Below are 24208 nucleotides of genomic sequence, written 5' to 3'. Positions count from 1 at the left end.
TCTGCGACGGCTGTCGGCACATCGGTTTGCGTGCCATCATCTGTCACATTCGCCACCGATGGCGAACCGTTGCCCGTCACTGTCGCAGGTGTATCATCCGTCTGCGTCGCAACTGGCGTTGTGGTTTTCGTTGTTGTACCTGCTAAAGGCCTAGGTACATCGGATCCCGTCGCACGATCGCGTTCATCAATAACCAATGATTCACTATTAGGAATAACAGCATACGCTGTAGAACCATCTTTCCCTTTTATTTCGACCATTTGAGCACATGCATCATCCCCGCTTAGAAGTAAATTGAATAAGGTTACCAACTGCGGATCTGCTTGCTCTTGGCACTGAGATATTAACGTCTTTAATCGCTCTTGACGCTCCTTAACTGGCGTCTCGACAACAATGACTTCTGCAGCATCAGCAAAGGGCAAAGTCACCCGTCCGATCGATGTTGCATCAGTTGTTTGCGTGCCGATATTATTAACACTCGACTCGTTAGGGGTCTTAACCTGATCTTCTGAAACCAGATTTATGTCAGGATCCTTGCGAGAGTTAATAAAGACATACCAACTGTTATGAAAGTTATTAACGTTATTAAAACAGTTATTAAAGGTATCTCCCCGTCCGGCATCTTTGTCCGTCACATCTTCTGTATGCTTAGGTTCCGGTAGATCGGCCAGGGGAGGCAAATGAAAAGGACGCTTAGTTGGTAAATCTTTGGGAGCATCAACTTTAGGCGGCTCCAACGGGGCTTTTTTCTTCTCTTTATCGCCAGCGACAAATTGTGAGCCACCATACATAGCTATCGCAGATGCATTACCATACATCACCACAAATACCGTCGGTAATAAACTAAATCCTAAGGTGAAGGGAGCTAACACAGTACCAATTGTTACGGCACCGGCGATAGCAGCTAAATGAAACTTAGCCTTCTTATCTGTGCTCACTCTATTTGATTTTTTAGTGTTTTCTTTAATCTTTTTAGGCTTAGCTTTAGAATGAGGCTCTTCCGTCTCCAAAATACTAGAGGCAATAGATACACTCTCTGGAGTTTGAGGTTCCGCAGATCTAAGTGTTGGAGCTCTAACGTCCAATAAAGAGGTAGATCGTGCTATATTCCTAGGTAGAGCCTCACAGTCTAAACGTGATAACTCTGGCATAGAAGTACTACGAGTCAACGCTGGATTAAGTGCCATATTAAAATCTCATCTTTTCAAATAAATTAATGCTTAACCGTCTTACATTATCTTCGGAATAATCTTGCTCAGCTATTGTGAGAGTAAGAAATCCATCAACACGAATAAATACACCTTTTGAGGCCATTTCAAATTGTAAAATAAGATCAATAACGGCCTCCAAGTTAACGAGATGTATTAACTGGAAAAAAGGAAAAACTGGCAGCAATAGATTGTCTGGGTAATCTCTAAAAATAACACTCTCATTTTTTTCGAGGCGCTGTAAAAATTGTTGAATGTAGTCACACGTTCTAGGTTTCATTTACTTTGGACAAACCAATACAAGGTCATTATTAGTTAACGACAATATTTCTTCAACACTAAGACTAGTTTTAAACATAGTACAAGATGCCATCAGAACTAACGTTTTCGGCAATGAAGATAAACTAGTTTTCAAATAGTTAACATCAATATTGAGTGTGTCCACTTTTAACAATGCAGATATGTTGAAATCTCCTATAATAAGTTGGCAACTCATTAACAGAGGCAACTCATCTATATCCATCTCAGGATATGACTTAAACGCTAATCCATACTGGCTTAAGACTTGAGTGATTACATAGGATAAGTAATTCTGTTCGAGATGGTTCACATCTAAACCGAGCAACCTGCCTGCTTCGCATAAAGAAACATATAGTTCAGCCTCGATACCAACATGCTTTAAGCTGAGTAATATGAAATCCTGCTGCTGAAATCGATGACATACAGCCCCCACATCAACTCTAATCTCTTGATTATTAAAAGTTGTCCCAGCAATCTGATTAACTGCTCGGTACATTGCTGGTTTCATCTCATATTTTGGCATGAGAGTGACGCACTCTTGTTTCATATATTTCACCGATTCCTAGATAACAGTGCTAATACATCCATACTCATTTTAAAATCTATATCATCGATCCAATCACGTATTCCAGCAGGTGTTTTGCAAACAAAGTCATAAAGCTGTTGATAAGCATCTTTCGAAGTCACCTCTTCAAAATCAACACTTTGTACTAATGTTAAAATAAAGGTAATTTTATGAAATTGACTATCTAGTATCCCTTCTACCACAATCGCTTTAACTGTTGTTTCAGAATAATCGCGCAACATAGCAAACCATTCGATTACCGCTTGTTTATCGGCATATATCTCCACATCAGATAATCTATTCCAACTAAGCCGTTCTGACTTAGCCTTTAATAACTGATAAGGATCAAGTGTTTTACCCTGTAAATGACAATGCGAGATACGAATATGGCGATTATTTTTAGGCATTTATACTTTACTCTTGAATATAGTAACGGCGGCATAAAGCCAATAATGACAGTAAACCATCTAAATTATGTTCATAAGCGACAAGTTGCTGCACCGTGCTGCTATTCGCATCCATATTCCCTGCGGAGGACTTAACATCTGCAATATATTTTTTAAGTTGCTTTCTTAACGTTAATGGATATAAGTGCTCACAGTGCTCTGCCGCATGTAATATCCAAAGTTGAGCATCATTTAATGATTTAACATCGAGTAAATTATCAGAGAAACCTTGCCAATCGCGTAACGCCTTGAGCTGATAGCTATTAAGCTGTCGAGCAAATTGCCTTTGCTGATCCAATGTTAAATTTTTACGTTTAACCCGGAACAGACGAGGATATTTTTTAGTTCGCTTGTCGACTTGCTTTATATCTTTTACTCGGCGAGGCTGGCGGTGGTCACCAGCCTTTTGAGTTCGGTTAATATCCGAAATTTTTTCGGTGCGTTGTGTCACGGCAAAAGAAACGGGTCGAAGCATAGTTAATCAGAGCGAGCTTAGGCTCGCTCTGCTCCGTATTATCGGTTAGTCACTAAACTCGCTTTCGCTACAGCTTCAAGGATCTCATTTAACTTCACCGCTTCAGCAGTCAGATCTTGAATATATTGATCAAGCTGAGCATCAAACTTCTCTTTCAAGTCTTTGCTCGCTTGAGTCTCTTCTTGTACTTTCACCTGTTCAGCATTTTGAATTTCGTTTGCATTGCCAACCATACCATCAGCCATTCCACCCATTTGAGTGACAGAGTTGTACTTGGCAGTACGCTGCTGCTGAAGATTAGCACTGTATTGATTAAGCTCTTTTGCTGTTAGATCTGAGACTTTAGGAGACTTATCAACATTAGTGACTTTACCAGACTCAAGATCCGTCGTTTTTAATAACTTGACTCCTCCTGTATCCGCAGCCCCTCGGTCGCCCATTTTGGATAAGTGTTTATCCTTCAGCGTTTTAGTTTGGCCAATTCGAACAGTTGCTGCAGTTGTCATTCCCATGTTAACCACAGATGACGCTAAGGTAATACCGAAGCGTAATTTGGCATCTTGAGATTTATCTTGCGCGAGCATAGTCGCCAACTCTGACGTAGCAACAGCTTCACCAATGCGATTCTTCATCACTTGAGCGCGAACCTGTTGAGACGACTCGATAATTTGTGCTAAAAGTGCCAGTAAATCAGCCATTGATACCGAGCCTTTGTTGGCCTCTTTCAATGAGTTTTCATAACTGCCCCATGCTTTTTGATCTATCGGCTTGAAATTATTAACAGAAGAAGTCTCTTCAGATTTTGTCGATGGTAGCGACAGTGCACTCATTTGTACTAAATTCATAAATTAACTTCCTCTTACATATTGATTGAAATAATCTTGTCGTTGTATTCGCGCTGATCACTATTAACTTTAAAAAGTGATTCAAAAGCATGGCTTACCGCACGCAACGCCTGATTAAGCATGGTCAAGATTTGCTGGATACGTGTTTCCAACTCCTCTTGGTTTGCTTTAGCAATTTCAAGATCTTTTGTAATGTCGGCAGACTTAATCGCGTAACCGCTACTCACGACTGAAGTTGCATTTGAAGTAACCGAACTTGCTTGAGCAATCTTTGAGGTCAGCTTTTCGCCACCACTTGCAAATGACTTAATCTTATCGAGCAAAGGCTGAATCAACTTCATAACTTTGTTGACCATACCCTGAATTTTTGTCGATATAGTGCTGAATGACTTCAATGTTTTAACTGCGTCGACAGCTTTATCAACCATAGTTGCTACTTTTGCAGCCCCACTCGCAACGGCCTTACCCGCAGTCGCCATCATGTTCCCTGGATTGAAACTGACCACCATACTGATAATGCCAATAGCAATCTCTAATCCCATTGATACATAGCCCCTGATCTCTTCAGAGACACCTGCGGCTTCCATAATCTTATCGACAATTTTAGGCAATACGATCGAAGCAATCATGAAACCAATCATCACTGCAGCCATAACAGGATTGAATGGCGCCATTATAATTGCCGCAAGAAAACCTAATCCCATAGCAATCTTGCCCCAAATGCCTTGGCTCTTTTGGGCTTGCTTCTGTTCTTCAATCTGCGCCATACGCTCTTTAAGCGCATCGATCTGAGCATTTTTTTGAATATCTATCAGTGTTTTTTTCGCTTCAGAGTTTTCTTTACCGGTACCAGAAAACGCTTCAGCGGCCAATTTCATACTCTCTTGCACCATACGCCAGAGCTGACTATCGGACACACCAATCGTATTGCCTGGTAAAGGTTGATTCGGCCTAGCCGATTCTGTCGCAGCTGTACTTTGGCGTTGAACACTCTGGCTCTGTTCATCGACAGTGCCAATAATGCTTGGCGCAGCGACGGTAATCATGAATGTACTCATAGTTATTTCCTTTCATGTGACGATACTGGGAATAGATGCGCACTCACTATCAGAGTTACTGAAGTGAGCTTGCACATCTAAATTCTCGCGATGCGAGCGGCATGTTCCCAGTGCTACCATGCCCTTCTATTTGCTACTAGCATCACCATTTAGATATTACGGGCGACGGCTAACTGTTCATCCCGACAAATTTGTAACCAATACTTAAGGGTCTGCTGGATCATTTTGACTTGATCGCCGATACGGTTAATTTCTTTAATATCTTCATCAGTAAGTTGTCTGGGTGAGAAGTTCTTATAAAGATCCGTTAAATATTGAGCCTGAATCGTCCCGTCATAATCGAAGGCCTGAGTCACTCCTGGTGGCAAAGGCTTACTGGTGTCCGACGAATTCTGCCAACCAGGACACTTAGCACTAAATAAGTACGCCATCGCATCCATACTGGCTAATTTAGTGAGTAAATTATCAACCTCTGCTTTACTGCCATTGAGAATGGTCTCGACCTCGGCTGCCGATACTGTTTGATCACCATTTAACGCGCTCAGCAACACAATTCTTGCCATAGGGCTAATATCGTTAAGGCCGCTGGTGATCCAGCCGCCGGCATTGGGATCGTTATACACAGATGAGGTAAAGCGACGCGATAACTCTGTGGGCGTCGTCGATGAAATATTGCCGCCACTCATAGCTGACATAGCTTGGTAAGCAATGCTATCCGTTGGAATTTTCCCCCCCTGAATCGCACTATTCAGAGTACTCCAAACATTATTGACCTTCGCCCCCAATTGCTCAGGGGTAAAATTCCAATTGGTATGACTGCCACTACCAGTTTTTTCCAGTAGAGTCCCCAATTCATTCAAGAAGTTAGCGTCTTCTAAACCGTACTCTTTACTATTACTCAACACATCGAGCAGCACCAGTTGGAACATGTTCTCGTACTCAATTCCGTTAATCCCGCCCTCTTTCATAGCAGTAAACATCTGCATAATGGCGGCCTCGAATGCAGGTTTTCCACCACTGGTCCACTTATTAACGATGTCTAATTGACTTCCATAGGCTTCAATGCTTCCCGCCAAAGCAGAGGCTATCGCGCTTTCAGAGCTCAGGCCAACCATTGAACGTACAATGTCTTTCTGATGGGCAGCAAAAGTAGCAAGTGTCTGAAATGGAGATGGCTCACTCTTAGTAAATGGCAGAGCTTTATTTAATTTTTCTTCTTGCTGGGAGGCAGACTTAATTGACTGTTCAATATCATTTAGATTTTTTTTATCGGCATCAGTCAAAGATGAACTTTTTTGTTCAAAATCTAGCGTATCTGATAATGCTCGTGAATTATTTACTATCATTTATAAGTCTCTACAATTTAATAATCCTGTATCCTCTTGATGGTACAGGTTGGGAGTGTACTCACACAGAACAGCTAAATGTGTGAGTCATGAAATTGGCTTTTATCTTAAGAAAAAATCAAGAAGGAAATAGCAGCCCCTACCATTAATTAAAAATTTAAATGAGAAAGCATTACTCACTTTTATCTAAAAAATAGAAAAACAAAAATGTATCACATTAATTTTAAGCATAAAATGCACTCATCAAATAATCAGCGGAAATTAAAAATCATAAAAGTCAATACTGATAGCGAAATTACTCTTGATTTTTAAATATTCCTAGCAAATGCCATGAGTTCATCACGGCAGATCTGGATCCAGTACTTAAGGGTCTGCTGGATCATTTTTACTTGATCGCCGATACGGTTAATTTCTTTAATATCTTCATCGGTTAACTCGCGTGGTGGAAAGTCGGTATACATATCTTTAAAATAACCGGCATCCAATCCAACACCATTCCAATCAATCACCTTATGACCATTTTGATCAACTTCACGCCAACCGTTATCCACCCCGTGACCATCATTTTTAAAGAGGAAATCCATAGCAGATGTATAGCTTTCGCCCGGTGTATTATTTTTAATAAAGTCATTCAATTCACCCACTGACCCAGTGAGAAATAAATTTATCGTATCTTGCGTGACGTCAGGATACTTATTTAAATAGGCAGCCATTAGCGCCATACGTAACATAGGCGAGACACCTGCATCACTTGGATATCCAGCATCACCAATAAACGAATATTTATTTTCAAAATTATTTTTAAAGTGATTGACTAACGCAGACGGTGCACCTTGTTTATCTTTTAAGAATGTCAGTACTTCATTACACAGGCTGTCTTTCGGAGCATTTTTCAACATAAAGTCAAAGATAGCGGTACTTTTATCTGCGAATTTCTGACCATTCCAGCCCTCATGATATCCATGTGAACCAGAACCCGTGCTCTCTAAATAATGCATCATGTCTTCCATCATCTCTGGCGTGAGAGCTGGAAAGTCAGCTGAGTGTGAAATGTAATCCATAATGGCTAGCTGAAATAAATCTTCAATTTCGTTACCAGTGATACCATCTTTCAGAAAACCGTCGAACATTTCCCTCATCGCACTTTCGAACATCGGTAGACCACCAGTTGTCCAACCTTGTATATGTGCTAATTGCTTACCATAGGCTTCAATGCTTCCCGCCAAAGCAGAGGCGATCGCGCTTTCAGAGCTCAGGCCAACCATAGAGCGTACAACTTCTTTCTGATGGGCAGCAAAAGTAGCAAGTGTCTGAAATGGAGATGGCTCACTCTTAGTAAATGGCAGAGCTTTATTTAATTTTTCTTCTTGCTGGGAGGCAGACTTAATTAACTTTTCTATATCATTTAGATTTTTTTTATCGGCATCAGTCAAAGATGAACTTTTTTGTTCAAAATTTAGCGCATCTGATAACACTCGTGCATTATTTACTATCATTTATAGAGTCTCTACAATTTAATAATCCTGTATCCTCTTGATGGTACAGGTTAGGAGCGCAATCACACAGAACAGCTAAATGTGTGAGTCATAAAATTAGCTTATATTTCAAGAAAAATCTTAGATTCGAATAGTTGTTTCATATTGACTCTGCAATATTATCTATAATTAAGGTAAATACGGGCTCAGCTGCGACTTAAGATAATGATATCGTTGCAGATAGAAATCATTTAAATTATCTTCTTTTACAATAAGCCAGGTAACACTAGCCTCGGTATATTCATTTAACTTATAATGACACAAAGAAATATTAAGAATAGTTTCATCTAGATCATTAGTCGGGAAAGTCTTTAATATGTTTAGCACTTCCAAAGCTTTTTTAAATTGCCCTTTTTCCAAAAAAATTGCAGCTAGGCATCCTGGGCCTCGATGATCATACGGATTTAAACCAACATAGGCAGAAAAAACAATCTCAGCTTCCTTAAATTGGAAGTCAGTATAAAACTTAACCCCTAATTCATAAATTGATTTTAGCTGAGTTATTGTGATTTTCTTCGACTTGCGCATAGATGCAATATCTTTTTCAATGACTGTGCCACTCAATAGTTCAAAAAAGTCATCACAGGTTTCACCGGGGCGTATTATATTTTTTTTCATATAAATTCAATCCAATTTTAACGGTTATTTTACACGCCGCTGAGTTCGATATCTGTATCTTTGGCTACTTGTAAGATAAAGGCATCAAGTCTAGTAGAAGATTTTACTGCTAATATAGATTCTGGTAGTGATATACCTAGCCTTAAAGCCCAAATGATGGCATGACGAGGATTGTGAATAGCTAATAATGCAACACCAAGTTTTTCGGGGCACATGTTTTTTGACTCATTAGAATCGAGTTTAATTCCCAGTGTTCTTGACCAGAGATATTGTCTTTGATTTAGAGATTGCTTACTCAGCAGCCAAGAGCGATCACTCGCGTCATCTTTCCGCGCTTGGGATATTACTACGCTACCCAATACTTTTACTAAAGCAGTAATTTTAGAACGTCTAGGTGTAAACCATACCTGTACCTCACTCTCGGTTAGTGATGTGAGCACACTATATTGATCCGGGGAAAGTCGCCGATTGACCAGTAAATAATGTAAGTAAGTTTGATGAAGTTTTTTATACTTTTTCATTACCCGTATTCTGAAAAAAATAACTGACAGTTAATGTATCCAACTCTGAAACTAAGCCTTTCAAAAAACGCTCAATATTCAACTTATTTTCACGTTCAATTTCATCAAAGCTAAAAATAATAACCGAGACTCGCTTATTTTTTTCCCCAGTGACTATGACACTGCTCCGTAGCACATTGGGAATAACACTAATTTTGTTATATATTTCGCGACTCTCAAGCAAGTTTCCCTTCACTATCTCTAACTTACTCAAGCTAGCAAATTTTGACTCAAGCAGATCATTGAGGTCTTCTCGTTCAAAATAGAAATTGAATTTTGTTAATACTTCTCTCGCCTGAGCTAAGTTATCTTTATCAACATAGACAAGATGACGATCCTTACTAATAGATAAAGAAGCGGAAACCTGATATCTGGCGAGCAGAACAACCACTTTGTTCGCCGCATCAGCGGAATCAAAATTGGCGACTTCTACTCTGCCCTGATCATTACATCCAAAGAGTACAAGAAAAACGATCCAGTACAGTTTTTTCATCACTGGGCCTTCATGACATCATTTATTGCAGTAGCAGACTTCGAAGCAATTTTAGTTACTGTTTCCTGATACATGCTGTAATGAAATACCGATTGCTGTAAGGCTAACGTATCCTGCAAGGTAATCGTTTTGCCATCATTTATCTTCTGTAAATTATTCATAATCTCTTGAAAACCTTCACCAATATTATTAAAGGTATCTTCAAATACAGAAGGTTGTATCGCTTGTACATTAAGATCTACCATTTTCCAAACAACTCTTTAAATCAATACGCTTCACAATGTTTGATATTTAACCGCTGCTATCGTTAGCAAGCAAATGAACAAACTGGAATCAAAGTGAAAAAATACGAGTAAAAAATTTACTTTTAAATTCATTATCTTATTGAAAATATATCCGTCTTATTAATCAAACACCTAACCCTTGATGCTCAAAATACAAACAAGACGGCTTAGCGATAGCATCATTTAGATGATTAGAATTCTTTCCTTACAGTGCTGGCTTTTACCCATTTGGATACATTACCTGTCGTCTTATCAAAATCAGCATCCAAACATCGAGCTTGCGAAACATACTCGCTTCCACGACTAATACCCAATCCGTGATAACCGAATACGCGCGCTTTAGGAAAGTACTTATCGGCTTCGGTTTTTGCACTATTGGCCAAAGGTTCAACACCTTTTTTTCTCTGGACAATGTCATTTGTCTGTTTAAAAGATTGCAACGTCTCCCTGTCAGCACTCTCACACGCCGTCATTTTTATTTTTACATCAGCGTTAGCTTTCTGCCTTACAAGACTATGTATTTCACACATGACATTATCTATCGATTTACTTGCACTGCCACACTTTACTGTTTCGTATAAATGTGGTCGACCAGCTTCACCATGACCAATGACATAAATATTCTTAATACTATTATCCGGTAAGGATTTGGGGTCAATAACCTCGAGCTGATTAAGTGATTGGTATTCACCGAGCCTTTTTATTTCTGATGGGAAAGCAGCATGCACATCTTTAATTCCAATAGTTTTAATATAAGAGGTCATTTTATTTTCATACACGGCACCATCTTTCAGTCTGCCGGAAAATTCTGTTGATTTAACATCACTGATTGTTGACTTCAATGCACCTCTATTTAACATCGAGCAAATCATAGGTAACGGCTGCTTTCCATTAAGTACTCTTGCTGTATTTATTCCAATAGCTTGAATTACCATATCTTCATTGTTAAATGGGCTATAGATAACACCATTAGGTAAATTACGAACCTGTTTTATGTTCGTTTTCAAGTCACTTAACAATTTTTCCGACGTCAAATTCTGACTCACATTTGACATAGAGGGCAATGGAGAGATAGATGATATTGGCATATAAACCTTAAAATTATTTTATGAGGAATTTAATAAATATACTAATATTTTATGTAGCTTAATGATTAAACCTTAATATAAGCCACCATGTTATTGAATAGTTTCAGCTTACCGGCCAACACTCGCTCTACATTAGCGATATCTGCGGAAAACTCTGTCACTACTGTTAACTTTTCCTTCTTTATATTGAAGAAAACGTCTTCGTCAGACATGAGACTCTCAATTATTTTAGGTGCTTTGTTTTTGAGCATGCGTTGATCGCGTAAAGGTATCTCAATAAAAGTTTGCAATGTTCTATCATTAATATAAATAAATATCTCTTCTCCGCCATTAAGTTCAATCGCGATAGGATCATCTCCCTCAATACGAGATAATAAGCTTGGTGACACATTAAAATCATCTACGAGCGTTTTATAAACAATTTCTCTTAGTTTTTTCATAATACCTTCCGTTTAAAAGTTAATATTTTAATTATTCAATGTTAGAGTTGCCCAAAAAGCAGATGGAATTGATCATAAATCCCACCACCAACTTGTGTAAGCAAAACGATAAATACAACTAATTTCGCCGCCATAGGTAAGCCTGGATCTTGCACACTAAACACAGTTTGCAACAGACCGACAATAACTCCCGTGATGACAAAACTAAGCGAAAAAATAATAATCGCACTCTTGAGAATGTCTAAGCATGCCGCTGTGACATCAATGACGGTCATAATAATCCTCAAGAAAGTTAGTCACTTTGTTATCCTCAAACTGGAATACGTAGTACTTATTGCGAAAAAATACTCGATAGGTGTTCAATTGCACGTATTGAGTAAAATACTCGGGGGCGATTTGGTAATGCAGCATCAACGAAGACAATACAGGTTGAACAGTCATGGCTGTATTCACAGTTCCAATTGCCGCGTGTTTAGAACCTAGACTTGGTAATTCCATGCGAGTTGCTAATACTGAAGATTTTTCCTCAATAGACACCATATTTACTTGCTGGCCTCCCTCCTTTACTTCTAAATTTGAATTAAATACTACAGAAGCTTTAATAATAGGGTCTTCTTTCTTCTCTTCGGCAGATAAGCCCTTATTAGCATTCGATTCTCGCTGCACTCGAGCCAAAATAGATAAAGGTGAGTGAGCAACTTTTAATTCTGATTGCTTTTGAAGATTCGCTCCAGACTCACGCCCCATAACAGTAGGCGGCTGACTTATTAGTGGCGACTTAATTGCTGACGACTGAGTAGATTGAGGCACTACCGCAATAGGCTGAGGTGGTGTCGTCAGTGAACGCCCAGCCTGTTCTGAATTCACAACTGGTTGCACTGAGTTCAACGACTTGCCAACGGGCATTGTTGGCACTTGAGGATTGACGACTGACTCTCGTCCCATAACGGCTGCGGGCTGGCTTATTAGTAGCGACTTGATTGGCAACGACTGGGTAGGTTGAGATACCGTCGCAATAGGCTGAGGTGGTGTTGTCAGTGAACGCCCAACCTGTTCTGAATTCACAACTGATTGCGCTGAGTTCAACGATTTGCCAACAGGCGTTATTGACACTTGAGCATTCACGGCTGACTCACTCCCCATAACTGTAGCGTGCTGACTTATTAGTGGCGACTTGATTGCTGACGACTGAGCAGGTTGAGATGCAGTCGCAATAAACTGAGGAGGTGTCGTCGGTGAACGCCCGGCCAGTTCTGAATTCACAACTGGTTGCGCTGCGTTCAACGATTTGCCAACGGGCGTTGTTGACACTTGGGCATGCACGGCTGACTCACGTCTCATAACAGCATTGGGCTGGCTTATTAGTGGCGACTTGATTAGTGACGACTGAGCAGGTTGATATGCAGTCGCAATAGGCTGAGGTGGTGTCATCAGTGAACGCCCAACCAGTTCTGAATTCACAACTAGTTGCGCTGAGTTCAGCGACTTGCCAACGGACATTGTTGAGGCTTGGGGATTGACAATTAACTCACGTCCCACGCCAGCAGCTAGCTGACTTATTGGTGACGAATTGATTGGTGACGGCTGAGTAGAATTAGGCACTGTCGCAATAGGCTGAGGTGGTGTCGTCATTGAGCGCCCTGCCTGTTCTAAACTCACAACTGGTCGCGTTGAGTTCAACGATTTGCCAAGAGGCATTGTTGACACTTGAGGATTAACGACTGACTCTCGTCCCATAACAGCAGCGGGCTGGCTTATTAGTGGCGACTTGATTGGCAACGACTGAGTAGATTTAGGCACTGTCGCAGTAGGCTGAGGTGGTGTTGTCAGTGAACGCCCAACCTGTTCTGAATTCACAACTGATTGCGCTGAGTTCAACGACTTGCCAACGGACATTGTTGACACTTGAGGAGTGACGACTGACTCACGTCCCATACCAGCAGCCGGCTGACTTATTGGTGACGAATCGATTGGTGACGACTGAGTAGATTTAAGCGCTGTCGCAATAGGCTGAGATGGTGTCGTCATTATTGGAAGCGCGGTCTTATCCGTCCCCGCTGCTGTCTGTATGTCCAACGGCTTACCGACGGGCGTAATTGACGGTGACACTAAGGCATTCACTGCAGACTCACCAATGTTGTTCACTTTTAACTGGGATTGATCATGAGTCGCTACTAATATTGCACTTATCCCTCTATGCCTAGGTTGTTGCAAGTTCGCCTCATTTGACAATGGCTCATGGATCTCTGATTTAGGACGACGGCCCACTGCATCAGACGAGTGGATTCTGACTGTTTTACTCGCCGAGAATATATGCTGCCGAAGTGGTGCATGAGCAGCGACAGGTACAACATGCCCCCAAATAAAACTCTCTTCATGTTCAGCCTCATGAGTCTCAATGGCCTCCTTTTCACCATCAAATGTTGATGCATCATGAGAAGATGCCTGCCGTTTTGATAGATTCAAAAGCTGTTCGAATTCGCTCTCAACTGGGCTCAAACAGGCTATTTGAGCAACTGGGGCAAGTTTTTCCATCTTTGTCATTTTGTCACTCATCTCTTAACTGTTCTTGGATCTCAGCTAAAGCATCTTTTCGTTTTTCTTGCCTTCGCTTTTCAACGATAACGAGGGCAATCTCAGCCGCTAATTCATTAGCATTTTGCTGGGTAACAGACACATCGAAGAATAAAGACTCTATATGGGACTTCACACTCTCTCTTCGCTGAAATAAACGAGAAAGCCCATTAAATTCATCCTTAACAACGAGGCTTTTTAACCTTTGTTGTTCATTAGCGATTGATGCCCATGAAGCCTCTATCGAATCCAATAGCTCTTGATGCCTCAAATTTAGTTTAGCTAACTTGCGTTGTTGCTTACCGATCCTGATGTCAACAACATCAATAAGTTGACCAAATTCGGTCCATTGCTTGGAGGGTTTCTTCATACTCAACCCCATCATAACCTTGCTTCAAAAATTCCATGATATATGGGAAGCGCTCTATCGCTTCGTCGGTCGCCAAATCGTTACCTTTCTCGTACTCGCCGACTCGGATTAACAATTCAACATTAAAATAGCGATACACCATATCTTTGAACTTTTCAGAAAGACTTACATATTGAGGATCCTGAACTTTATTTTGTAGACGGCTCTTGCTCTTTAGTACATCAATAGCAGGATAACGGCCAGTAGAAGCAATTGTCGTTGAGTAGACCAAATGTCCATCAATCAGTGACTTAACTTCATGTGCAATAGGATCTTCATCAATTTCTTTTTCAATCAATACCGTAAAAATTCCAGTCACTGAGCCATGAATAGAGTTACCACAATTCTCTACCAGTCGTGACAGTGCCAAAGAGACTCCGATCGGAATTCCGCCCTCGATGGGAGTACCATCTAACATGGCTTGTGCACGTGCAAAACGTGTCAATGAATCGAAATAGAGCACCACTTTCTTGCCCTGAGCCATGTAATGCCGAGCAATAGATACAGCGACTAAACCCGATCTCACTTTCTCCAACGGATTTGCTTCGGATGTAGACACTATAGTGATCGATTTTTGAATCACAGCAGGACCAATCTCCCCCTCCAAAAACTCAACCACCTCCCTTGCACGCTCACCAATCATGGCGAAAATCACCACATCGGCATCCATGTTATTTGCCATGATCGAAACCGTAGTAGTTTTGCCAGCACCTGCGGGGGCAAATAGGCCCAAACGCTGCCCTACTCCAATGGTGAATAAGCCATCAATAATTTTAATTTTTGTTGGAAAAACAGTGTCGATTGGTGCGCGAATATTAAGCGGTATAGGCTTATCGATAATGGGTAGATCATAGTAATCACCCTCACCGCCCAAATATTGTTCACCATACAATGACTCGCCATAGCAATTAATGACCTTACCAATAAGAGCGGTTTCATTCAGCGGGAAACAGAAGCGCCGCGGGGTAATTTCAACTTTACTTCCCCGTTGAATAGCACCAGGCTGAAGCAACTTAATTTCTACTCTTTTACCAGTAATTTTCATTATCTCACCACGAATACGCTCATTAGCGACTGTGATAATGAAGCACTCCTGCCCCACAAAAGTATTTATACTGACATGACAAATCACTGTATCTTGATAAGATTCTTTAACCTTAAAAAAATGTTTGATCATGACTAGATAACCTTAAATGACACTGATACGTAACGTTTATATTTACGTTTAGTTTCCTTCTTACTCTTAAATAATTCACCTAACCAAGGAATACTTGAAAGGATAGGGACACCACTCTCGACACTATCAGTCACTGTATTGTCAAATCCTCCAAGAATAACGGTCTGCCCTGGTTCAATATAGACTTCTGATGTCAAAGATTGAGAGTTAACTCTAGGCGCCTGAGTCGCTCCGCCTTCTGTCTTATCATCACTCAGTGACTCTTCTATATAGCTAAATTTCGCCTGCACTTTTCCTGATGGCAATAAACGGCCAGTGACATACAAACTATTTTCGGCCTCAATTTTTTGAGTTGATACTTGCTTATCAGATATAAGTACAACTGTAGCCGTTTCTTTTTTACCAAAATGCCCTTGCTGGTTCTCTAAGACTAAGAGATTAGTTTCATATACTCCTCTAGCCATATTATTAGTATACAAAGCTTGAAAATTTTTGAAAAAATCTACTGTATCCGTAAAGGGTGGAACGATAATATCGTACAGACCTCGACTGCCATTCAACCATGAACTATTAACACCTAGTGCTTCAGTTCGTTCTACCGAAACATCATAAACCCGAAGGAAAAATAGCAACTGCTGCCGTTTAACATCAATAAGAGTGGCAATACGCTTAGCTAACTGGATCTCCTCAGGGGTACCACGAACTAGCAATGCATTACTTCCAGGTAATACCTGGACTTTAGAGGTAAACTCATCCTCTTCAAGCTGTTGTTTATCATTTTGGTTAAGTTTTAGTTTATAAGCGCGCTTAACCATTTCTCCATCGCTAATATTCTCAAACTGACCAATTTTCTCAATTGCCGATGAGATTAAAGACTGCGCACCAGGAAAAATAACATTACCGTCATATGAATCAATTTGGCGATCCATAACAGATATATAATCAAACTCGATCCGTGCCAATTCCAAATTATTACCATTCTCTAAAAACTGATTTTTATCAATCATATTAGAGTAGACAACAACGTCATTAACAAACTTACGTGTTCCTGAAATAAAGATAGAGTTGCCACTGCCCACGAGTTCAATTTTCGTCGTATTATTGGCTCTGAACGTACTCTTTAATTCTTTAAGCAGGCTAGCTGGCGTAATATTTCTGGGTTTAAATGCATGATTTATATAAGCCTGACCAGAGTGAACTGTTAGTGTCCCACCATATACATACCAATCAAAATCATAAACATCAGAAAGCTGGTCCAACAAATCGAGACCGTCACCAGAGAGTGTTTGAGTAATAGGCTGTTTAGCCTTTTTTTCTTCAATATCATCAACTAACTTTAGCTGCATATCCTTAGCTATTGCCGCCAAGGCGCCTTTCAAATCGATATCAGACTGCTTAATAAATACCTTTGCCTGACAAGTAAATGCCGTAAACAAAAGGAAAATAAGTAAGATTCTAGACTTCATCAAGTATCTCCTTCATACGTTCCTGACTAACTTTCATTTGTCTGATACTTTGATTAATAATGGCTTGCTCTACTATTTTCATCGTAAACTCTTCTTCAGTAACATAATCATTTTGCTTACTAGCGTGTACTTTTACTTGGCTATCGGAAAATTGTTCACTTAAATGTACTTCACCAGCAGCTTTGAGTTCTGACTCAAACTGAAGGGCATCCCTTTCTGAAGTGGTTTTAATTTGCTGACTATTCAATGTGACATTCAATAAATTAATGTTACTCATACCCTGCCTTTTTCATTATTTGTTTAAAAACATAAAACTGATCTTGTAACAGCCATAGGTTAAGAATAATAATCATGGTGATAGCTTTAATATCTGCTGTTGTACTAATAGATAAAGAAGCTTTTTTGAAAAAAAGGTCAACATAGCCACAACAAATAGTAATACACAACAACAGAACCATGTATTTACCAGTCACCATAGCCATCATAGTTAAGCTATCAGTGATGTAAAAATACAAAGTATCAAAACCAACATTAGCACCTTGTTCAATATTCTCTGAGATCACCGCCAGCAAAGGTCTAAAAACCACACCAGAGTCCAAGGCATACATCAAAAACATCAAAGAGCTAATCTTAGATAGCGCTTCAGACTCATCAGTAAAACGTTTATCTTGTACAGACTGTTCGTTAAGCAATAATAACTGTTGTATAACACTGCCAACCATACCACTGAGCCAATAAGGTACAGATGAAAACATAGCAAAAATAATAACGCTTAATACCCAAAAAGGAGTTGGAATATTTCCTAAATCACTAGAATCTATAACAATTGCAAGTCCAACAGCAATAGCAAGTGCCGTCGAATTATCAAGATAAAGACGTGTTGGATTATAAATTTTTAAAAATAAAAATAATCCTGCAAATAACAGCCAGTTAGGAAATAAAAGCATGTCCATATCACTGGAGTGCTCTAAATAAAATAGTCCAACTATCAGAAAAATAAAATACTGCGAGTTTTACAGGTGTCGATATTACCGTCGGTGATAACATAGTCATACCTACACCACTGAGAATCACGGCAATTAAAAAATCAATACTCACAAATATCATGTATAGCTTTAGGCCAAACTCGAAACCTTGATACAAATCTAAAATCAGATTACCAAGAAAATATTTTAGTGTATCACTCCCTGAGTCAAAATTAAGTGGAATGTCAATAATGCCAGTTAGTTCATTAGTTTTACGCTGCGCCCTCGCCAACAGTTCAGGGAAAAACTCAAATACATTGCTGACCAGATAATACATAGTCACTTGTTCTGGCTTTTTATCCTCAAATAGGGAGGATGATTGCAAGACGTCAGGGTCTATTCCGCCATTAATCTGCTCAATAAAATATGGCTTAACCCTCTCTAATCCGGGTTTTATATCAGGCCAAATACTATTAAGCGCCATTAATGCCGCAAGTAAATTCACTACTATTGTAGGTGGAATTTGTTGTGTACCCACCGCATTTTTAATGATGTTAAGTACAATATTATATTTAACATATCCAGAGAAACAGATAAAGAATACGGTAGACAACAAGATCAGAGTCAGGAGCAAAATTAAATTTGCTCCTGAAAATGCATTATCTGGATTCAATAATTGCAACATCTATAGCACTCTCTATTGCCCATAATGCATTATAAAATTAAAGTTAAATATTTCTTGCCGCTGCAGAAATAGAGTCTTTAATTGATTTTAATGTAGTTGTTGAGGTTTGAGCGGTAATGCTTTGATCTGCCATTAACTGTTGTAGCGATAAAGAATCAGATGCACTCAAAATAAGCGTACCATCTTTATCTGGTGTGAATTTTCCATCTTTATCAACACTTCCAGTATGATCGGTAATGAATGTACTGACCTTATCGTCGGCATTATTAACTAAACCGCCAAAAACACCACTTATATACCCAGTTGATAATTGTTGAGCCATTTAATACATCCCTAGTTATTCATACGTTTATTTCTAATGCTTAACATGCCTACTTATACTTAACATGCCTACTTAATTGTACATACATACACAAACCTCTAGATAGCTCTAGAATGCGCAAAATATAAGCCATCTGCACCAGGCCAAGCCAGTGAAAACTTCTGATAAAAAACGGAAAAAGCTCATTAAAAGCACAATCAGCTAATGTATTAATTTATCCTTGGCGCTTTGCGCGTCTATTGAACACGGCCAAAAACCACTGATTAATATGGTTTTTTAAAAAATCAAATTACCGTAAATCACAATGACCTGTATCTTCTGAACCTTTAAGCTGTAAGCCGCGCCGAACATTCTGCATAGATATTATCTCTTCCCATACATTTAAGTTAAATCAAGCTGCATGACTTATAGTCATTTATATGTTGAGTCGACAATTTAAACTCATAAGACTTGCATGGTAACCTTTGCCTTAATATTTCATAAACAATCTTACAATTATATCTAACTAAATATACTAATATTCACTATAAATATTGCAATTAAAATTTTAGGTGTCTATGTCTCTTGTTCCAATTTCAATACGATCTAATCTTGGATTAAGTGTTTCATCGATCGAATTGAGTAATCTTGAAAATATAGATGTGAAAAGCATTAATAAAGTCGACATTTCTCGGTTAGACAAAACATTATTAGTAACAAAAAAGCCTGTTAAACGGGAAAAAGTTATAATATTGAAGGATAAAATTAGTGATGCAAAATATGGTCGAATTTTTGATGTAAAGCGAGAAGAAACAAAAAATGAAGTATCAACACTTAGTACTAAAGGATTAACGAAAAGTGTATTAAAAGCATTCAATAAAGATAAACGGCTTGCAAGCATCATTCATAAGACTAATGATAAAACAATTGGCCAATCTGCTATCATTAGAGATTTCCAGCTCGTAGGGGTTAAGCTGACCACTCTCCCTAGCAGTTATCGAGAATTATTTGAATTCATAAGAGCAAGCTTCTCAGATAATAGTGTGGTTGATGGCATTTTCAAAAAATATGAAAATCGTGGTCAACTTGATGAAGCTTTAAAACCTAACGCGACTAAAAAAATTCTCTCGATACTTTTTTCATTACCACAAAATCAACAACTGCTTGCCAATCATTTCGGTGGATGTCTTGATGTCACTTGGGATCAATCGAGCATACTGAAGAATATTCAAGTAGGTAAAGATGGGCTATGTTCAACGCTCGCCATAAAATGGTGTGCTGACAAACATCAGGGTGTTCACTTTTTTAATGATATGGACACAAAAGAGGGTTTAGAAGAAGTTGTTAACCTAAAAATAAACAAAGAAGTAGCATCATATTTGCAATCTAGTGGGTTAGCTGTCTCGGAAAATGAAACAAACCTTAATATAAAAAAGGCAGGTTTCCATTTATTGGGTCTTTCTCCCAAAAATAAAGGTTATGGACATGAAGTCGCAGCATTTATCGACGACCAAGCGAAACAGTACAAATATTTCGATCCTAATCTTGGAGAGTTTTCTTTTTCAACGTCAGAAAAAATGAAGTCATTTATTCTGACTTCATCGACCAGAATATATACAGACTTAAAGCTGGATCAAGACTTAATATTAACTGCAGTTGAAGAAAATAATTAGCATAGCTCCGAAAATTTCTCTGATTTCCCAGTAAAATCCACTTTTCAAAGAAGGAGGTCGTCATTGCGACCTCCACTATCTGCAACTCTTAATGGAGAAATATTAAGCTAGCCTTTTTCACTTCAATTGGTTGCTCGCAGCTTTATAGTGAGGATATTGAGTAACCATTCACTTCCCGACCATTTTTGTCCAGCCGTTTAACACTAACCAATACCCAATGACTATTCAAATTAATGAGTTTTATTTATTATAATCAACATAACGTTGACCATAATAATAAGGACCATGTTGTTGCTTAAACTCACGAACCTCCCTAGAGCGTTCGCTATTGCTCCTCGTTAATCCTATCTGTTTTGCATCAATAGGCAGATAGTCATATCTTCCATGTGAATTTTTGACTTTCATAAAATTATCAGGCTTTACATCAAAAGGTCTAAAACCTGCTTGTTCCATCATAACCAGCACTGAATATGGAATTTTTTCATGATTATCTAGATGCTTTGCACCTGGTATTTTTTGAAAAGTAAACACTCTTACTCGTGGAGAGCCACATACTCTATCATCCCTCATAGTAATAAGGTCATTGTTCGCAAAAATTGCATACTTACCATCATAGAAATTATGATTACGATATACATCATTTACTCTTAAGTCGGCATTAGTTAACGCTCCCCACGTACTATCTTGTTTAAAGATCTTATACCCTCTCCCTGTTTTTTTATCGATAAATACTTCTCGATTTGTCCCCTCAAATTTTTCATATTTTCCCGCCTTAGCCTCCTCTTTTAATTGAGATATTGTTTCTGGATGACGGATGTTTATTGAGTCAACATGACTTGACAGTGCTAGATGCAATGGCAGAACTTCATGCTGCAGTTGTGGCTTCAACCTTGGTCTTGGTAGTAGTAGTTTTTGTGGTGTAGCTAGCTTAGCTAAAAATGTGGCTATTACTTCCCTTTTTTGTATATTCAGGCTCCTTATCAAAGTTTGCTTTAAGCGTAAAATATCCACATTACGAACACTTTTTACATCCAACTTTTTTAATTCACTCGATGATATATTTAACCCAAGCTTTTCTCGAAGGGAAGGAATTATAATAAGTGACATATACACCTCTAAATTTGTTGATGAAAAGCACACCATCTTCCACGAAGAATGCAATCAATGACTATGCAAAATATACATTAATATTATTCTCATACTACAAATGGCTTTAGTTTATAAATATAAAAACATTAACCACATCTTAAATAACATCTGCAATAAAAAACCACTTTTAAAAGTGGTTTTTTATTAACACTGAGACATTGTGATATCAATTAATGCCAGAGACAAACTCATTACCTACGATAAGTCGTTGCCATCAAGTCTGTGATTTTTTTATCTGCATCAGAAATGGCACTCTTTAAACTACTATACATTTCATCATGCTTCATAATTTTATCATTTTTATCCAATACACCTTTATTTATTAGCATATTGGCTATATATGCCCCCTGTATCACTTCAGGTAAACTATGATGCACAGGCTGCTTTACGCTATCACCAACTAAGTGGTCTAAGCATACATCAAGCACTTGTTCGAAATTAAATGTAGCATTGGTGGCACGACAGAGTTTAGCTGTCTGAATGGTATAATGCAGAGCATTTCCAGATACACCTGCAGTGAAACCCTCCATATCAGGACGGCTGAAATTATCCATATTGAGGTTTACAGCTAAATCAAGTATATCTTGGCCTAACGTATCGATATTATTTTGATACACTTTTTCGTTAGGCTTAAAATCAAAATGTAACCCCCCAGAAGCTAAAATCCCCTCATTAAATAAGCCACTTTTACTTTTACTGGAATCGACAGGGTCCCGCATAATACCTTGCAAGGCACCACCAAAAAGCTGACCTAAATCAACTGGCTCACCTTTTTCACTCATAAATGCGTTTAATGCATAGGTTTCATGGAGCTTAGCGCTTGGTCTATCTAAAAGGCTGCTAGGAAAGCCAAAATTCTCAACTAATATCTTATTATTTCTTGCTTCAGTTTCATTTTTAACAACCGCAGCATCACCAGGAAACTCTAACACTAAATTTTCTGGTTTCAAGAGTTTGTTTGTATAAAGGTTATTACCTTGAGTGTCCTTCAATGCATCTTTAGTTAATTTTTCAAATAAGTGTTTCTCTTCACTTTCATTCAATTTTTCATTTTTTGATAATTTGTCTCTGATTGTGTTCAAACGTTCAGATAACTCACTTTGATTAGAATTCATAAACCCATCAAAACATACTGATAACCGTGAAAAGATCTCTGCTTTATGCACTAGTGTAAATTGATCAGATGTCACTTTGACAGGCTTACTTTGATCGCATTGAAGAAAGTTTTTCACATATACCTTCTTCCCACTTAGATCTACATCATCTGTTGCCGTATTAAGAATATTAGTTAAACTAGATGCCATTGCATCGAGAGCCCGTTCAGAAGCAGTACTTTTACCATTTATTAATTTATTTTTAATTAAAGAAGAAAAAATTTCACTGCCGCTTTTTAGTTCTACTTTTACTTTTTGGTAAGGTTTTGGACTCAACAATTTACTTAAAGAAACAATGGGATCTTTATTCTCAATGTGGGAAATTTTTTTGACATCTAAATCAATATTTTTTTTATCCATGATTTCAGATGTTTCAGTCTGTCCGCATGCAGCTAGTTTGTTTAATGAAAGCATAATATCTCCTAGAGGTTGAGCTTTAATTATCCATCATCCTGCACATCAATATCACCAGATTACTTATGAAAAAATCCGTAAAAAATAACTATCACCGAACGACATGTATAACAACCAACAGTCGCGCTTATACCAAGATGTAAAAGTGACTTTAAAGGAGCAAAAAAAGCCTTATCCTTGGCTCAAATCTCTGTAGAGAAGCCCATAAATTATAGAATACTAGTAGAATATTTAAGACAATCTTGCGTATGATTTCATTTCGTTTCAAGGTTGAATTTGAACGTGAAAAATTACACTAAAAATCTTTTAGATTGAATCAACTATTATTTTAAAAAACAAAAGTCAACCAATATGAATCTTGGCACGCATAAGTTTAAATTTACGTGAAATATAATTTTAAAAAAACTTATTGAAAACGACTATTGCTCCTACTGTTAACATAGATGCAAGAAGAGCAGAGAAAAAACATACCAATAAAAAATATATATTTCTCATTGGTATGTCAGTACGAATTGATAAATTTCGTTCGATTGAATATGGAGAAACATTGATATTACTTAAGGATTCTTTACGACTCTGCTTAATATTCTTTATCTCAAAAATCGGATATTCCTCTTCAATTAAAACGCCTGAAACACTTTCATCCAGAATCAGTATATAACCTTCTTTAGAAATGGTTTTTATTTCGCACGCTAAGTTATCAAATTGCGCAAGAGATTTTCTTAAATTAGAAATGGCTTTGGTCAATGATGTTTCACTCACGAAAACCTTACCCCAAACTTTTTCTTGTATATACTCCTTACCTACAACTTCATTTACATGATCACATAGTAGTTTTAATATTACACCCTCACGTCCACCTATGCTAACTACATTATCCTCAGTGCTAACCTGTCTTTTAAGCACATCAAAAACCATCTGATTTCCTAACGCATAGTTTCTTGCCATTGCTATTCCTCCTAAGAATTACTCGTTCATCA

The 24208-nt window shown here is 38.4% G+C and carries 26 protein-coding genes and 1 pseudogene; 1 reads left to right on the top strand and 26 read right to left on the bottom strand.

Annotation, left to right across the window (positions count from 1 at the left end; translation table 11 throughout):
- From HGO26_RS15730 to HGO26_RS15615, 23 genes and pseudogenes are all read right to left on the bottom strand, one after another.
- A pseudogene (locus HGO26_RS15730) lies at nucleotides 1-1187 on the bottom strand (hypothetical protein); the annotation flags it as partial.
- 301 nt (nucleotides 1188-1488) lie between these two features.
- Entirely contained in the window at nucleotides 1489-2055 is a 567-nt protein-coding gene (locus HGO26_RS15725; protein WP_168826359.1) for a hypothetical protein, read from the bottom strand.
- 5 nt (nucleotides 2056-2060) lie between these two features.
- Complete coding sequence (locus tag HGO26_RS15720; protein ID WP_006079545.1) at nucleotides 2061-2480, bottom strand: hypothetical protein; 420 nt, start codon at nucleotides 2478-2480, stop codon at nucleotides 2061-2063.
- Nucleotides 2481-2487: 7 nt separating this feature from the next.
- Nucleotides 2488-2970 (bottom strand): hypothetical protein, encoded by a 483-nt coding sequence (locus HGO26_RS15715; protein WP_345719255.1) that lies wholly within the window; start codon nucleotides 2968-2970, stop codon nucleotides 2488-2490.
- Between the two features lie 62 nt (nucleotides 2971-3032).
- Nucleotides 3033-3839, bottom strand: coding sequence for a type III secretion system protein (locus HGO26_RS15710; RefSeq protein WP_168826355.1), 807 nt, complete (start codon nucleotides 3837-3839; stop codon nucleotides 3033-3035).
- 14 nt (nucleotides 3840-3853) lie between these two features.
- Entirely contained in the window at nucleotides 3854-4897 is a 1044-nt protein-coding gene (locus HGO26_RS15705; RefSeq protein WP_168826353.1) for a VspD, read from the bottom strand.
- 149 nt (nucleotides 4898-5046) lie between these two features.
- Nucleotides 5047-6243, bottom strand: coding sequence for a hypothetical protein (locus HGO26_RS15700; RefSeq protein ID WP_168826351.1), 1197 nt, complete (start codon nucleotides 6241-6243; stop codon nucleotides 5047-5049).
- A gap of 308 nt (nucleotides 6244-6551) precedes the next feature.
- On the bottom strand, nucleotides 6552-7739 hold the full coding sequence (locus HGO26_RS15695) for a hypothetical protein (RefSeq protein WP_168826349.1): 1188 nt from the start codon (nucleotides 7737-7739) through the stop codon (nucleotides 6552-6554).
- A 168-nt stretch (nucleotides 7740-7907) separates the two neighbouring features.
- Nucleotides 7908-8396 (bottom strand): tetratricopeptide repeat protein, encoded by a 489-nt coding sequence (locus tag HGO26_RS15690; RefSeq protein ID WP_168826346.1) that lies wholly within the window; start codon nucleotides 8394-8396, stop codon nucleotides 7908-7910.
- A 29-nt stretch (nucleotides 8397-8425) separates the two neighbouring features.
- Entirely contained in the window at nucleotides 8426-8917 is a 492-nt protein-coding gene (locus HGO26_RS15685) for a regulator (RefSeq protein ID WP_168826344.1), read from the bottom strand.
- A complete protein-coding gene (locus HGO26_RS15680; protein WP_006079535.1) occupies nucleotides 8904-9449 on the bottom strand; it encodes a hypothetical protein in 546 nt (181 codons plus the stop codon). Before HGO26_RS15680 ends, HGO26_RS15685 begins: the two co-directional genes overlap by 14 nt.
- Nucleotides 9449-9694, bottom strand: a complete 246-nt coding sequence (gene sctI, locus HGO26_RS15675) for a type III secretion system inner rod subunit SctI (RefSeq protein ID WP_006079534.1) — start codon at nucleotides 9692-9694, stop codon at nucleotides 9449-9451. Before sctI ends, HGO26_RS15680 begins: the two co-directional genes overlap by 1 nt.
- Nucleotides 9695-9924: 230 nt before the next feature.
- Nucleotides 9925-10767, bottom strand: coding sequence for a hypothetical protein (locus HGO26_RS15670; protein WP_247651566.1), 843 nt, complete (start codon nucleotides 10765-10767; stop codon nucleotides 9925-9927).
- Nucleotides 10768-10886: 119 nt separating this feature from the next.
- A complete protein-coding gene (locus HGO26_RS15665; protein ID WP_006079532.1) occupies nucleotides 10887-11261 on the bottom strand; it encodes a hypothetical protein in 375 nt (124 codons plus the stop codon).
- Nucleotides 11262-11302: 41 nt separating this feature from the next.
- Nucleotides 11303-11536, bottom strand: a complete 234-nt coding sequence (locus tag HGO26_RS15660; protein WP_006079531.1) for a flagellar biosynthetic protein FliQ — start codon at nucleotides 11534-11536, stop codon at nucleotides 11303-11305.
- Nucleotides 11523-13805, bottom strand: coding sequence for a hypothetical protein (locus tag HGO26_RS22375; RefSeq protein WP_247651565.1), 2283 nt, complete (start codon nucleotides 13803-13805; stop codon nucleotides 11523-11525). Before HGO26_RS22375 ends, HGO26_RS15660 begins: the two co-directional genes overlap by 14 nt.
- 4 nt (nucleotides 13806-13809) lie before the next feature.
- Entirely contained in the window at nucleotides 13810-14205 is a 396-nt protein-coding gene (locus tag HGO26_RS15645; protein ID WP_014615434.1) for a hypothetical protein, read from the bottom strand.
- A complete protein-coding gene (vscN2, locus tag HGO26_RS15640) occupies nucleotides 14159-15421 on the bottom strand; it encodes a type III secretion system ATPase VscN2 (protein WP_168826340.1) in 1263 nt (420 codons plus the stop codon). The genes HGO26_RS15645 and vscN2 overlap by 47 nt, the downstream gene beginning before the upstream one ends.
- 2 nt (nucleotides 15422-15423) lie before the next feature.
- Complete coding sequence (locus tag HGO26_RS15635; protein ID WP_168826338.1) at nucleotides 15424-16887, bottom strand: secretin N-terminal domain-containing protein; 1464 nt, start codon at nucleotides 16885-16887, stop codon at nucleotides 15424-15426.
- Complete coding sequence (locus HGO26_RS15630; RefSeq protein WP_168826336.1) at nucleotides 16877-17164, bottom strand: hypothetical protein; 288 nt, start codon at nucleotides 17162-17164, stop codon at nucleotides 16877-16879. Before HGO26_RS15630 ends, HGO26_RS15635 begins: the two co-directional genes overlap by 11 nt.
- Nucleotides 17157-17834, bottom strand: coding sequence for a type III secretion system apparatus protein VscT2 (locus HGO26_RS15625; RefSeq protein WP_242068364.1), 678 nt, complete (start codon nucleotides 17832-17834; stop codon nucleotides 17157-17159). The genes HGO26_RS15630 and HGO26_RS15625 overlap by 8 nt, the downstream gene beginning before the upstream one ends.
- 7 nt (nucleotides 17835-17841) lie before the next feature.
- On the bottom strand, nucleotides 17842-18537 hold the full coding sequence (locus tag HGO26_RS15620; RefSeq protein ID WP_168826332.1) for an EscR/YscR/HrcR family type III secretion system export apparatus protein: 696 nt from the start codon (nucleotides 18535-18537) through the stop codon (nucleotides 17842-17844).
- Between the two features lie 43 nt (nucleotides 18538-18580).
- Nucleotides 18581-18859 (bottom strand): hypothetical protein, encoded by a 279-nt coding sequence (locus tag HGO26_RS15615; RefSeq protein WP_014620520.1) that lies wholly within the window; start codon nucleotides 18857-18859, stop codon nucleotides 18581-18583.
- 557 nt (nucleotides 18860-19416) lie between these two features.
- Between HGO26_RS15615 and HGO26_RS15610 the strand changes: the two genes are divergently transcribed.
- Nucleotides 19417-20511 carry a YopT-type cysteine protease domain-containing protein gene (locus tag HGO26_RS15610; RefSeq protein ID WP_168826330.1) on the top strand — a complete coding sequence of 365 codons (1095 nt, stop codon included), beginning with the start codon at nucleotides 19417-19419 and terminating at the stop codon, nucleotides 20509-20511.
- Nucleotides 20512-20751: 240 nt separating this feature from the next.
- Here HGO26_RS15610 and HGO26_RS15605 read toward each other — a convergent pair whose 3' ends face one another.
- From HGO26_RS15605 to HGO26_RS15595, 3 genes are all read right to left on the bottom strand, one after another.
- Nucleotides 20752-21618, bottom strand: a complete 867-nt coding sequence (locus HGO26_RS15605; protein ID WP_168826328.1) for a hypothetical protein — start codon at nucleotides 21616-21618, stop codon at nucleotides 20752-20754.
- Nucleotides 21619-21851: 233 nt separating this feature from the next.
- Nucleotides 21852-23228 (bottom strand): hypothetical protein, encoded by a 1377-nt coding sequence (locus HGO26_RS15600; protein ID WP_168826327.1) that lies wholly within the window; start codon nucleotides 23226-23228, stop codon nucleotides 21852-21854.
- Between the two features lie 396 nt (nucleotides 23229-23624).
- A complete protein-coding gene (locus HGO26_RS15595) occupies nucleotides 23625-24176 on the bottom strand; it encodes a winged helix-turn-helix domain-containing protein (protein WP_168826325.1) in 552 nt (183 codons plus the stop codon).
- Nucleotides 24177-24208: the final 32 nt, after the last annotated feature.

The sequence above is a fragment of the Shewanella oncorhynchi genome, assembly GCF_012584455.1.
In the GTDB taxonomy this organism is placed as follows: Bacteria; Pseudomonadota; Gammaproteobacteria; order Enterobacterales; family Shewanellaceae; genus Shewanella; species Shewanella oncorhynchi.
This window is presented reverse-complemented; position numbering and strand designations above follow the sequence as displayed.

Coding starts and splice junctions, on each gene's coding strand:
- HGO26_RS15725 (WP_168826359.1), bottom strand. CDS start 2,055: ATGAAACAAGAGTGCGTCACTCTCATGCCAAAATATGAGATGAAACCA.
- HGO26_RS15720 (WP_006079545.1), bottom strand. CDS start 2,480: ATGCCTAAAAATAATCGCCATATTCGTATCTCGCATTGTCATTTACAG.
- HGO26_RS15710 (WP_168826355.1), bottom strand. CDS start 3,839: ATGAATTTAGTACAAATGAGTGCACTGTCGCTACCATCGACAAAATCT.
- HGO26_RS15705 (WP_168826353.1), bottom strand. CDS start 4,897: ATGAGTACATTCATGATTACCGTCGCTGCGCCAAGCATTATTGGCACT.
- HGO26_RS15700 (WP_168826351.1), bottom strand. CDS start 6,243: ATGATAGTAAATAATTCACGAGCATTATCAGATACGCTAGATTTTGAA.
- HGO26_RS15695 (WP_168826349.1), bottom strand. CDS start 7,739: ATGATAGTAAATAATGCACGAGTGTTATCAGATGCGCTAAATTTTGAA.
- HGO26_RS15690 (WP_168826346.1), bottom strand. CDS start 8,396: ATGAAAAAAAATATAATACGCCCCGGTGAAACCTGTGATGACTTTTTT.
- HGO26_RS15685 (WP_168826344.1), bottom strand. CDS start 8,917: ATGAAAAAGTATAAAAAACTTCATCAAACTTACTTACATTATTTACTG.
- HGO26_RS15680 (WP_006079535.1), bottom strand. CDS start 9,449: ATGAAAAAACTGTACTGGATCGTTTTTCTTGTACTCTTTGGATGTAAT.
- sctI (WP_006079534.1), bottom strand. CDS start 9,694: ATGGTAGATCTTAATGTACAAGCGATACAACCTTCTGTATTTGAAGAT.
- HGO26_RS15665 (WP_006079532.1), bottom strand. CDS start 11,261: ATGAAAAAACTAAGAGAAATTGTTTATAAAACGCTCGTAGATGATTTT.
- HGO26_RS15660 (WP_006079531.1), bottom strand. CDS start 11,536: ATGACCGTCATTGATGTCACAGCGGCATGCTTAGACATTCTCAAGAGT.
- HGO26_RS22375 (WP_247651565.1), bottom strand. CDS start 13,805: ATGACAAAGATGGAAAAACTTGCCCCAGTTGCTCAAATAGCCTGTTTG.
- HGO26_RS15645 (WP_014615434.1), bottom strand. CDS start 14,205: ATGAAGAAACCCTCCAAGCAATGGACCGAATTTGGTCAACTTATTGAT.
- vscN2 (WP_168826340.1), bottom strand. CDS start 15,421: ATGATCAAACATTTTTTTAAGGTTAAAGAATCTTATCAAGATACAGTG.
- HGO26_RS15635 (WP_168826338.1), bottom strand. CDS start 16,887: ATGAAGTCTAGAATCTTACTTATTTTCCTTTTGTTTACGGCATTTACT.
- HGO26_RS15630 (WP_168826336.1), bottom strand. CDS start 17,164: ATGAGTAACATTAATTTATTGAATGTCACATTGAATAGTCAGCAAATT.
- HGO26_RS15625 (WP_242068364.1), bottom strand. CDS start 17,834: ATGCTTTTATTTCCTAACTGGCTGTTATTTGCAGGATTATTTTTATTT.
- HGO26_RS15620 (WP_168826332.1), bottom strand. CDS start 18,537: ATGTTGCAATTATTGAATCCAGATAATGCATTTTCAGGAGCAAATTTA.
- HGO26_RS15615 (WP_014620520.1), bottom strand. CDS start 18,859: ATGGCTCAACAATTATCAACTGGGTATATAAGTGGTGTTTTTGGCGGT.
- HGO26_RS15610 (WP_168826330.1), top strand. CDS start 19,417: ATGTCTCTTGTTCCAATTTCAATACGATCTAATCTTGGATTAAGTGTT.
- HGO26_RS15605 (WP_168826328.1), bottom strand. CDS start 21,618: ATGTCACTTATTATAATTCCTTCCCTTCGAGAAAAGCTTGGGTTAAAT.
- HGO26_RS15600 (WP_168826327.1), bottom strand. CDS start 23,228: ATGCTTTCATTAAACAAACTAGCTGCATGCGGACAGACTGAAACATCT.
- HGO26_RS15595 (WP_168826325.1), bottom strand. CDS start 24,176: ATGGCAAGAAACTATGCGTTAGGAAATCAGATGGTTTTTGATGTGCTT.